The sequence below is a fragment of the Alkalinema pantanalense CENA528 genome, assembly GCF_050753345.1.
GTDB classification, from domain to species: domain Bacteria; phylum Cyanobacteriota; class Cyanobacteriia; order Leptolyngbyales; family Leptolyngbyaceae; genus Alkalinema; species Alkalinema pantanalense.
Genome location: NZ_JBLZFX010000143.1, coordinates 1 through 10,955 on the forward strand (window position 1 = coordinate 1; position 10,955 = coordinate 10,955).

Here is a 10,955-nt window from a genome sequence, read left to right on the forward strand (position 1 = left end):
TGTACACTTTGCCCATACGATATTCCTACAAGAGTGGATTTCAGAACCAATCAGATCCTAAATCCATTCTCGCTCAAACTCACAAAATTAATCCTGACACTCCACTAGTTCGCTGCTAAACCACTTTTGCTTCTAATGACTTGAGGAATTCTGTATTGACGCCAGATTCCCGAGTCAAGGCAATCTTACCTGTACGAGCAATTTCGCGAATTCCAAACTTGTTAAGCACCTGGACGATCGCCACCATTTTCCCAGGATCCCCAACCACTTCTAGCGTGAGAGAATCTTCTGCAACGTCAACTACTCTTGCTCGGAAAATTTGGGCCAATTCCAGCAGTTCCGATCTCGTCCCACTGCTAGCATTGACTTTTAACAGCATCAGCTCCCGTTCCACACAGGGGACTTCTGTAATATCTTGTACCTTGAGGACGTTAACAAGCTTGTAGAGTTGCTTGGTCAGTTGCTCAATTTCGCAGGCATCCCCCGGCACCACCATGGTGATGCGAGAAATCCCCAGTTGTTCGGCTGGGCCCACGGCCAAGCTCTCAATATTGAAGCCACGACGCGCAAATAACCCAGAGATGCGACTCAAGACTCCAGCTTCATCTTCAACTAAAACAGACAGCGTGTGCTTCATAGCAGGTCAGTGGCCGAATAATAACAAATGTAACTCCATGAGTGTGACTCCATGAGTATGAATTCAGGCGTTGACTTCATGAAGGTAACTGGATAAATGTGACTTGATGGAACAGCTAGCCTGTAGCTTACGCAAATTATCAGCTTACGCAAATTATCAGCTTGTGGCTCAGCTAGATCATTTCACAGTTATAGAATTCTAACGCGAATCGCTTTCCATTCCCGTTCTTCTTGACGATGTGAGGCTGCTCGCTTAGAAGCTAAAGACTTTCGAGCAGTTTCACTCTGCGTCCCGTTCATTATTGTATGGTTCAGGATGAGTTCCATTAGGAGATTCGAGATCGAGCGATCTGAGTCCTTGATTTGGCCAAAGCCAGTTGCTTTCTAGATTACGAGGGGACAGATGAAACTCAAAAGCGTGGGGGGCAAATCTCAAGATTTCCCTATTTTGGAGCTTCTATTGTTGAACCAATGTGCTCTAAATTGTCCAAGGTTGGTGATTTGATTAACTTGAACAAAGTCTAGCCTTATATCTTTTTACAAATTAGAACAGTTGGAGAAATTAGGATTATGGGTTGGTTACAGAGAATTTTTGGTGGTGGGGATCAAGCTGCACCTGAAGCGACAGCCGCGACTCCTATGATGGCTGAGTCAACTCCTACGGAGGCTATTCCCGCTGAGCGTGTGGGCTTAAACGGTGAGTACGATCAAAGTGGATTAGCGAAACGAGTGGCTCAGGCGTTTGATCAGGATGCCGCTGTGGCTGATATTGATACGGTCTGGGTTGCCCAATTAACCGGGGAAGTGGTGCTAAAAGGTAAAGTCCCTAGCCAAGATACTCTCAATCGTTTGGTTGAGATTGCTAGTGCCCAAAGTGGAGCTACTGGGGTCAATGTGGATCAAGTTGAAGTGGGGTAGGGGCGATCGTTCCTGTTCCTGAGGGTGATGCAACCTGGATCTTAGACTGAGATAGTACAGAAAATGGTCTGGGTAGATTAACCCAGTTTTCAACCGCTGATCAGGGTTTCGAGTGATCAGCGGTTTTTGTAGGTCTGATAAACTTTACGATCGCTCAAGCCAACCAATTTGAACAAAATGGGTAGGACGTCCTCCCTCTGAAGGGAGAGGATAGACGCGGTGAACAACTAGGTTGGAGGGGAGCGCTGTTGTGATGTTTTCCTGGGCCCATTCTCCGATCGTAGGGGTCAGCTGAGCTGCCGTAAGAACTGCCGAACCCAATCCGACCAGTTGCGTTAGTGGATCTTTAGGCAGCAGTATATGGGCACCTAGTGTCAGGCCTACCGTTAAGGCCATCCCAACTGCTACGTTCGTTCCACAGCGGGGGTGAATTGCTAATGTTGCCTCTCCTGAAGTCAGCCTGTGCAAAGCCTGTCTGACTGCTCGAGTCAGTTCAGCCGTTTCAACCTGACCATAGAGATAAAAGCCTTCGTGGGTGGATAGTCCGCTTAAGTGCTCATCGTCGATCGCGCTGGTGCGAGGTAGGCGAGGACTGATCCGTCTAGCGCGATTCAAATGGTGTTCACTCAATACCCAGACAGTGCCATGTTCCAAAGCATGAATTTGCCGGAGTAGAAGGATTTCCCGGAAACTAGGTAACCCACTCATCTGCTGGAAAACTTCTGCTTCCCAACCGGAGAAGAACGACCCTGATGGAGAACTTTGCGAGATAGGCATCGAGAATAGCGAAAATGAAGAGAATAATGTTGATGCAGTTTCTATCTAGTCTATGGATTACGCCTAGACTAGGCTTTCCCTAACACGATTCATTCACGAATAGCGTTCATCTTCAACGTTCGTCTACCAACGTTCATCTACCAATGTAGCGTGCCCATTTTTGAACCAGCTACATTGTTGCAAATTGTAGTGCCTACCGGTTAGTTGGAGTGCTTTATCTGTTTCACAGCAAAAAACCGATGGTTAACCATCGGTTTGATCGGGGAAAAAAGATTGGACTGTCAAAAAAGATGACTACATAGGAGAAGGACTGAGGATAGAAAAGAATTGATGCTCAAAGACATGGATGCTCAAAGACATGGATTTCGTTGGGCCAGTGCCAAATAAGTAATCCTACTTCATTCAACTGAAGGTCATGGCTTTGATGAACCGACTTTGATGAACAGGCAGTTTTGCCTAAGCAGCCTTCGTTCCCTTGGATCCAACAGGCCTCACGACTTCAACGCCGTTTTCTTCCAAAATCACTACTGGATCGGATCCTGAGAAAACTTCAATGCGCTTAACAAGAATCTGGCCGTTCGATAGGCGCTGTCCTGCGGAAACATAGCGGCTGGTTGGCTCGTTGGGAGCCTTAACGATCGCCTGAGCGGTTCCTCGAATCATCACTACTCCACTCACTTCAACTGCTCTGGCTAATGTGGGTTCAGGTAAAGGCGGAATGGTAGGAATTGCGGAAGGCTGAGAAGGATTCAGTCCCGGTCTAGGATTAATCGCAATGGGAGGCTGAGAACGGAAACGAATGGTTGGGACGACATTCGCTGGAGGTTTAGGAAAGTTGGGTAAGCTGGGTAAGTTATTGTTACTAGCAGAACCTTCTTTGCTCTCGGGTGGAAGAGACGACGGTACAACAGGAGTTTTAAAAGAAATCAATGGAGAGAGTGCAGAGAAAGGATCCGTCGAACTCCCTTTGCCGGATTTGATCCCAGCTTGCACTTGTCTCGCTCGCTCTGAAGGATCGGTAGACTTTTGCAATTCCGGAATGCTCAAGGTGCCGACAGCGGTCTTTTTCTCCCCTGCCCCTTTTGCCTGTGCATTTTTTTGTGCCACTAAAGGCTTGTTAAAAGGCTGAGTTGCTGCTGGACTTTGGCTGGTAGGAGCCGCACTGGGCGATTCCGATGGTGCTGTACTAGTTTCCTCCGATGTACATCCACCGATCGATAGCGCCCACAGGCCCACGATCGCTAGAATTAACTGTCTTTGCATCTCCAATCCCCGAAAACTTTTCCTTCAAGATACTCCCTATTTTTGCAAATGGCACAGTTATTAGGAAGAACTGAGATTTTTGCCAGAAACACCGGATTATTCGGGGCCTACCATCAGATGTTGCAGCGTTTCCAGACCTTTTTTGACGCGCCGAGAAACGGTTACACAACTTACCCCCAAGCGCTCAGCAGTCTCCTTTTGAGTCAGATCGTGCAAGAACACAAATTCTAAAATTTGCCGTGTGAGGTTTTCGAGTTGTACGAGGGCCTGTTGTAAGCGGATTTGATCTTCCTGGGCTAATTGGAAGCTGCGATACTGATGATCTGGCACTAGCTCACCCAACGAAATTGTGCCATTTTCGTCGTGATTAACCGGTGCATCCAAGCTTAACAAGGCACGATTTCGCAAAGCCATCTTCATCTCTTGCCATTCGGTCACGGAAATTTCCAATGCCTGCGCAATTTCTTGATCATTGGGAGTTCTTCCCAACTGGTGTTGAAGCTCTTTGACTTGGCTAATCGCTTGCCGCTGCAAAGTTTGCCATCGACGAGGAATCCGAACAGAAGGACTCTTATCTCGCAGATAATGCTGAATTTCGCCCCGAATGTAGGGAAGGGCAAAGGAACTAAAGGCATTTCCTTTTGTCACATCAAAACGTTCGATCGCCCGAATTAAGCCAATACAGCCCACCTGAATTAAGTCATCATAGGTTTCGGTGCATTGATGCATCCAATGATGGGCTTCTTTACGAACCAAGCCAAAGTTCAACTCAACAATTTGATTGCGAATCTGAGCTGAATGGTTGCGCTGATACTCCTGTAGTAGGCGTAGACTTTCACTCTTCAGTTCACTAGAGACCGAGTTAAACATGATGTTATTTAGTTGGGTAGAGCAAATCACCACAAACAATGATTAGATGTCAGCAAAGATTAGATGTCAGCAAATCGCTGAGAACGAACCTGCAAAATCACCAATCGCAGAATGCACCTACTGAGATATAGCCATATTGACTGCCACTACAGCTATAGAAATCTTGAGCTGTAGAAATCTTGAACTATAGATAACTGGAAAAATGGGTCAAACAGTTTCCTGAAAAATGAATCCTCTTTGACAGCTTAACCTCAAGGTATGCGTTCGTACACTCTCCTACAACTGCATTTCTACTGATGACACCCCCAAAATGCATCTTCCCTATGGCGGCTTTCCACAGGTTCAATCTGGAATTATTTCACTTTAGGATAGGTTGTTTTTCACAGTATGGCTTTTCGGTAGGGGCCTCATAGGATTGGAAGGAGTATTGGGTTCGGGTGATTTCGAGGTAACTAGCTCTTCCCGCAAACCTTTGACTAGAACAGCCGGGATAGTATAGTCTCTTCAAGTTACTCCCGTCATACCTGAAATTCTATCCATCAAACTGCATATTAAAAAAGATGGATCATATTTGATCCATCTTCTTTGAATTGACAGCTAGTTAAAGGAACTTGTCCAATAGCAGAATCTCTTGGTAGGAGAAATTAGGCAGTCGCTGCAACTCGTCCATAGAAAATTCCACGGATCCGTACATCGCTAGGTTCTTTGGAACCCATGTCGGACTCTGAAGGCTGGAAGCTCTCAAAGTTACCCGCCACTTCGCCAGTCTCACCATTGACTCGAGTAATCTGGAGCGAGATGCTGCCTTTACCAGTCAAGAACCGTTTGGTATTCTCCTTGGCTAGTTCTTCATCGTCTCCACTGGAAGGAATCGCGACGGCACTTTCGTAACCAGTTGTTAAGCCACGTCCTTTAGGATCCAAGAAATTCGAGGTTCGATAGGATGGAACTCGAAATTCGCCTTGAAAGTCGGTGGAAGAGTTGATGGCATTTAAACCAGCTTGGCTAGTAGCGACCAATCCTTTGATAGTGAACAGCATTGGGAATTGTTCACCACCAGGGAGTTGAACGGTAACCGCTTGGAAGTCCAGGCCATCTTCTTCTTTGAAGGTCACGCTGCCATCAGAATTGACAGTTAGCTTGCCTTCCACAGCGTCGATCGACGATGTGTATCGGGTCATGACTTTACCAGGCACAAATTCAATCTTTTGACGCTTACCTTCTCCTTCAACTTTAACGGCAAAGTTGGTGGGTTGTAAGCAAAGATCTTTTAGCGCGTAGGACTGTCCGCCCGTTAACGGTACAGAACCTCGAGCTGTTTCTTCCAAGGTAGGGCACAAGTTTGCCAGACCGGTGTTGTGAATTTCTTCGTAGGTCAAGCCCTCTTTGCTAGTGGGGGCCTCACTACAAGCAGTCACGAATACACTCAGACAAAATGCCAGGAGTGCAGCGATGATAGCGCGGTACCTCATGGTCAACCTCAAAGTCAATGTCAAAAAATCCCGCAGTGAAATTCACAATCAACCGTAGTCGCTTGAAATCAAGCGAACACTACTGGCTTCATCCACTGACAGGCTTTGGAATATTTAATAAAGGCTATAGGTCAGCTTGAACCTCTCATAGCATTTTACATGGCTTGTTACACCTTCCTTGGGCTTTGATTGAAACAGTTTGAGAAGAATCGATCGAAAAGTCCATTTTCTAACCGATATGGATTAAAACTCAGTCCTAAAAATCTGGATTTTTATCCAATGCTTTACTCCAACTTGAGGTTCAGATTACTATCCTGAGCAAGTTAAGAACTCAATTCATTAAAGACTTACACAGATTTCAGGCGCATTATGAAACATCAGGCAACTCAGCAATCGGCCTCACACACACCGGAGCTACAAGATCTGATTGGAGTGGTCAAGAATTTGGCTAGACAGGCGGAGGGGGATACGTTTGCGCTGCTAGCATTGCTGCGGGTATTGGAACAATTACACCGAGAGATTTTTGAGGGGCCATTCCAGGACTCGTTGCCGGCTACTCGCCATGGCTTGTATAACCTTTTGAAAGATATTGAAGCGGAAGGGGGGTGGCCTCATATTCCAAGAATGAAAATTCAACAACTGATGGTGAATTGTCTTGAAAACACATCCCCCGAAGAGTTGCAATCATAAATAAAATGCATGTTCGAGCAGAAAATGTTCGAACATGCATTTAGACATAAAAACACTTGTTATACTTCTGACCTAACGATCCAAAGTATGACAAGTAACTCGCATTTTTTACCCAATGCTATCGTCCTTTGAAATGGCTGATGGTCTAGATGACTCACAGCGAACGCTCCCAGTAGATCAGCTTTGGGAGAATTGACTGCGTTCAGACACTACTGATTTTGACGGCTGGCAGTTTGGATATAAAGAATGAGCAGAAAAACTGAAGGAACCAAAACAAATAGAATGCTTGCTACAAATCCAAGGTCATTAACTTGCATACCACTTAGTCCATCTCTAACTGCATAACTGGGATGTTACCCCTCAGAATACCACTGTCGGAATCTCTAACCAACTTGTGTAAAGAAGTGTTGCGAAAATGATGATTTTTGGCTGGAAATTGGTGTTTGCTACTGCCTTTAACGGCCTCGAATCACGATTTCTTCTTGCCTGTCGGTTTGGTCTGGACTGTAACGTTTCCATTCACTAGGGTTTGGCAAGCAAGCCGATAATTGTCTGGCTTGTTCCGGAATCGACGTTCTTCGACAGGTGTTCTGGGTGAGAGATTCTCTAGTCCTTCAGTGATTTCGACAACACAGGTACCACATTGACCATACCCGCCACAATTCATCATTTTACCCATGAGGGTGTAGAGGTCTATGCCGGTTTCCATCGCCTTGACTCGGAGATTGGCCCCCCCAGAGGCGATCGCTTCCTTATTTTCAGTTTCAAAACGGATACAAGCGGTTGTAAACATGGGTGACTTAGTGGGTTGAGAAGAACTAGAAACGACCTGAGTATCCTGCACGACATCCAGTTTAGGAGATGGGCTGGTGGGTTCGGTCATGGAATATCCTCTTGGATTGTGAATGGCAGCCAACTAATGCAACAACAGCTTTACATGATCTATGCACCGGATGGAATCTATGCACCTGATGAATAGATTGCCCCCCAATGCATTCCGATCGTGGCCGACACACCGTTGAAAACGCCAAAACCAAGAGAACACCATAACCTAAGGTTGAGATTTTACTCCAATCTTACGTTCCAACTTGGGGACAAATTTGCGCACGATCGTGGCAACACAGCCTCTATCGCATTGTCCCCTATCATGGCTTAAAAGTTAAGAATTGTGAACTTCTCAATAGGAATCGTGGCATCTTCGTAGCCATTGCCCCGTCTGTCTTGCAAACGCTTCTAACACTAGTTACACTTCTTTATACACTTTCATTTTTGCGAATGCAGTGTCATCTGTCCATGCTGCTCCCAGAGTGTTGCGCTAGTCGGATTCCTGACGGGTCAGGGCATTGGGAGGGCAGGCCGGAGCTATCCGTAATCTGGTAAATTACCAATACCTAGCACTTTAACAAAAGGCTGAAAGAAGCGTTGCAGTCGTTTAGAGGAGGAGCGTAGTCAATGGGACTACCTTGGTACCGTGTTCATACCGTCCTGATTAACGACCCAGGTCGGTTGATCGCGACTCACCTAATGCACACTGCTCTAGTTGCTGGTTGGGCGGGTTCGATGGCCCTCTATGAGTTGGCTATTTTTGACCCGACCGATCCAGTACTGAACCCAATGTGGCGGCAAGGCATGTTCGTGCTGCCCTTCATGGCACGCTTGGGCGTGACGGGTTCCTGGGGTGGCTGGAGCATTACAGGTGAGACAAATGTCGATCCAGGTTTCTGGTCGTTTGAAGGTGTGGCCCTAGCTCACATCGTTCTATCGGGTCTACTGTTTTTGGCGGCTGTCTGGCATTGGGTGTTTTGGGATCTGGAATTATTCCGTGACCCTCGCACGGGTGAGCCAGCCCTAGATCTTCCCAAGATGTTTGGGATTCATTTATTCCTGTCGGGTCTTCTCTGTTTTGGCTTCGGTGCGTTCCACTTAACGGGTCTGTGGGGGCCAGGGATGTGGGTGTCCGATGCCTACGGTGTGACGGGACACATTCAGCCCGTAGCGCCGGAGTGGGGACCCTCTGGTTTTAACCCCTTTAACCCGGGTGGCATTGTGGCGCACCACATTGCAGCCGGTATTGTTGGGATTATTGCCGGCTTATTCCACCTAACTGTCCGTCCGCCTGAGCGTCTGTATCGGGCACTGCGGATGGGGAATATTGAGACGGTGCTGGCCAGCAGCATCGCGGCGGTCTTTTTCTCTGCATTTGTGGTGGCAGGTACCATGTGGTACGGCAACGCAACCACTCCGATCGAACTGTTTGGCCCCACTCGTTATCAGTGGGATAGCAGCTACTTCCGCCAAGAGATCGATCGACGAGTTCAAACTGCTGTGGCAGAAGGCAGTAGCTTAAAAGAAGCCTATGAAGCAATTCCTGAGAAGCTGGCTTTCTATGACTATGTCGGCAATAGCCCTGCTAAGGGTGGTCTGTTCCGTACTGGTCAAATGAATAAAGGGGATGGGATTGCTCAGGCATGGCTGGGTCACCCCGTCTTCACGGACAGCGAAGGGCGTGAACTCTTTGTTCGTCGTTTACCAAACTTCTTTGAAAACTTCCCCGTTGTTCTGACGGATAAAGATGGTGTCGTTCGGGCTGACATTCCCTTCCGGAAGGCAGAGTCTAAGTACAGCTTTGAACAAACGGGTGTAACGGTTTCCTTCTACGGCGGTCAGTTTGATGGTCAGACATTTACTGATCCCGCTGTTGTGAAGAAATATGCTCGGGCGGCTCAGTTGGGAGAACCCTTTGAATTCGATCGTGAAACATTGAGCTCTGACGGGACCTTCCGCACCAGTCCTCGGGGTTGGTTTACCTTTGGACATGCGGTTTTTGCACTGCTGTTCTTCTTTGGCCATATCTGGCATGGTTCTCGGACTCTATTCCGCGACGTGTTTGCGGGTATTGATCCTGAACTCAGCGAAGAGCAAGTCGAGTGGGGCTTCTATCAGAAGGTGGGTGACAAGACCACCCGTGCTAAAGCTTAGGGTCATGGCTCGATAGGATGTTTGGGGCAGATGTCGTGTTTACATTGATAATCTGTCCCGCATCACCTGATAGATTGTTTCGTGAATCCTTGATTCAGAGGCTGTTATGGAAAGCGTTGCTTACATTTTGATTTTGACGTTGGCGCTGGGCGTTCTGTTCTTTGCCATCGCCTTTCGCGAACCCCCACGGATTGGCAAGTAACTGTTAAATTCCGTGTGGATACCTGCCTAGTGATGATCTAAAACACTGGGCAGGTTTTTAGTTGCCAGGTTGTAATTCCTGAGAGTCATGATCAAACTAGATCGGTGTGATCTTGTCATGTCTGACACCTGCGGGCCTATGCGTGAGGGTTTGAGAACGGTCTTCAACTGGGCACTGTTAATTCAGCACTGCTATAGTCAAGCCCTGTCATAATCAAAATTTGGGAATTCTAGGAGTTTGTCTTGTCCTTATCCTGGCCTGATACTAATTCTGTTGGCTCCCCGGAGAGAACGTCCTATCCCTTGAGAATTCGCCTAGCCCGATCGGCGGATGCTAGGACAATTGCCGAATTACTGAGTCAATGTTTTGAGCTAGTGTCACCCCAGCTAACTTGGATGTTGCCGCTGGTTCGCTTAGGGATCCAGGAAGATCTCAGATATCGCTTGAAACAGCAACAGGGCTATGCTTGTTTTGTAGCAGAGTTCCAAACGGAGAACCAGAAGCATTTACAGCTTGTAGGTACGATCGAAGTTAGTTTGAAGAATCTTAATTTTTTGGGACGGTGCCAACCAGTCTATCCCTACCTGGCCAACCTAGCTGTTCATTCTGATTACCGCCAACAGGGAATTGCCCGACGCCTCATTCAGACCTGCGAACAAAAAATTTTAAATTGGGGATCCCAAGATCTTTATCTCCATGTTCTAGAAGAAAACTTTCCGGCCAGAAAGCTCTACCTGGATCTAGGCTATAGCACTCAGTCCTGGGAACGGATGTATGGGTTGAGTTTACAATCTCAACAATTGCGGTTTTTTCTTCACAAAAGAATATATATTTAGAAATTGTTGGGATATTCAGTAAGGGGTCTGTTGATTGGTCATGGCGTGATTGGCTATAGCGTGATTAATGGTAGCGTGATTGACTTTAGCGGCATCAAGGCAATATGTGGAGATAAGGATCGGCTACAGCCGGCCTCTTGCAGATCCATGCCAGTATGAATTACCCCCTGACGTTGCCTAGCTATTGTCTAGATATAAATGGGGCTAGTGGAGTGTCAGGATTAATTTTGTGAGTTTGAGCGAGAATGGATTTAGGATCTGATTGGTTCTGAAATCCACTCTTGTAGGAATATCGTATGGGCAAAGTGTACA

Annotated in this window: 12 protein-coding genes; 5 read left to right on the forward strand and 7 right to left on the reverse strand. The window is 47.0% G+C overall.

Going from position 1 to position 10,955, the window contains the following annotated elements; genetic code table 11:
* Window positions 1-115 precede the first annotated feature (115 nt).
* A complete protein-coding gene (gene ilvN, locus ACN4EG_RS25895; protein ID WP_431633174.1) occupies window positions 116-637 on the reverse strand; it encodes an acetolactate synthase small subunit in 522 nt (173 codons plus the stop codon).
* Between the two features lie 569 nt (window positions 638-1,206).
* Here ilvN and ACN4EG_RS25900 point away from each other — a divergent pair.
* A complete protein-coding gene (locus ACN4EG_RS25900) occupies window positions 1,207-1,554 on the forward strand; it encodes a BON domain-containing protein (protein WP_431633175.1) in 348 nt (115 codons plus the stop codon).
* 144 nt (window positions 1,555-1,698) lie between these two features.
* Here the strand turns inward: ACN4EG_RS25900 and ACN4EG_RS25905 are convergent, their stop codons facing one another.
* The 4 genes from ACN4EG_RS25905 to psbO all read right to left on the reverse strand — a co-directional run bounded on the left by ACN4EG_RS25905 (window position 1,699) and on the right by psbO (window position 5,936).
* Entirely contained in the window at window positions 1,699-2,331 is a 633-nt protein-coding gene (locus ACN4EG_RS25905) for a DUF6391 domain-containing protein (RefSeq protein ID WP_431633176.1), read from the reverse strand.
* A 456-nt stretch (window positions 2,332-2,787) separates the two neighbouring features.
* Window positions 2,788-3,594: a hypothetical protein gene (locus ACN4EG_RS25910; protein ID WP_431633177.1), complete on the reverse strand. Its 807-nt coding sequence runs from the start codon at window positions 3,592-3,594 to the stop codon at window positions 2,788-2,790.
* 96 nt (window positions 3,595-3,690) lie between these two features.
* The gene (locus ACN4EG_RS25915; protein WP_431633178.1) at window positions 3,691-4,464 is read right to left on the reverse strand and encodes an RNA polymerase sigma factor SigF; all 774 of its coding nucleotides are present in this window, start codon (window positions 4,462-4,464) and stop codon (window positions 3,691-3,693) included.
* 644 nt (window positions 4,465-5,108) lie between these two features.
* Window positions 5,109-5,936 carry a photosystem II manganese-stabilizing polypeptide gene (gene psbO / locus ACN4EG_RS25920; RefSeq protein ID WP_431633179.1) on the reverse strand — a complete coding sequence of 276 codons (828 nt, stop codon included), beginning with the start codon at window positions 5,934-5,936 and terminating at the stop codon, window positions 5,109-5,111.
* Window positions 5,937-6,305: 369 nt separating this feature from the next.
* On the opposite strand from psbO, the gene ACN4EG_RS25925 reads away from it, so the two are divergent.
* A complete protein-coding gene (locus ACN4EG_RS25925; protein ID WP_431633180.1) occupies window positions 6,306-6,626 on the forward strand; it encodes a hypothetical protein in 321 nt (106 codons plus the stop codon).
* 209 nt (window positions 6,627-6,835) lie between these two features.
* Here ACN4EG_RS25925 and psbM read toward each other — a convergent pair whose 3' ends face one another.
* Together psbM and ACN4EG_RS25935 are read right to left on the reverse strand one after the other, a co-directional pair.
* Window positions 6,836-6,943, reverse strand: a complete 108-nt coding sequence (gene psbM, locus ACN4EG_RS25930; protein WP_190572055.1) for a photosystem II reaction center protein PsbM — start codon at window positions 6,941-6,943, stop codon at window positions 6,836-6,838.
* A gap of 152 nt (window positions 6,944-7,095) precedes the next feature.
* Window positions 7,096-7,509, reverse strand: coding sequence for a 2Fe-2S iron-sulfur cluster-binding protein (locus tag ACN4EG_RS25935; RefSeq protein ID WP_431633181.1), 414 nt, complete (start codon window positions 7,507-7,509; stop codon window positions 7,096-7,098).
* A 569-nt stretch (window positions 7,510-8,078) separates the two neighbouring features.
* Between ACN4EG_RS25935 and psbB the strand changes: the two genes are divergently transcribed.
* The 3 genes from psbB to ACN4EG_RS25950 all read left to right on the forward strand — a co-directional run bounded on the left by psbB (window position 8,079) and on the right by ACN4EG_RS25950 (window position 10,643).
* Window positions 8,079-9,605, forward strand: a complete 1,527-nt coding sequence (gene psbB / locus ACN4EG_RS25940) for a photosystem II chlorophyll-binding protein CP47 (RefSeq protein ID WP_431633182.1) — start codon at window positions 8,079-8,081, stop codon at window positions 9,603-9,605.
* 106 nt (window positions 9,606-9,711) lie between these two features.
* Window positions 9,712-9,807 (forward strand): photosystem II reaction center protein T, encoded by a 96-nt coding sequence (locus ACN4EG_RS25945; RefSeq protein ID WP_075600934.1) that lies wholly within the window; start codon window positions 9,712-9,714, stop codon window positions 9,805-9,807.
* A gap of 242 nt (window positions 9,808-10,049) precedes the next feature.
* Window positions 10,050-10,643: a GNAT family N-acetyltransferase gene (locus ACN4EG_RS25950; protein ID WP_431633183.1), complete on the forward strand. Its 594-nt coding sequence runs from the start codon at window positions 10,050-10,052 to the stop codon at window positions 10,641-10,643.
* Window positions 10,644-10,955: the final 312 nt, after the last annotated feature.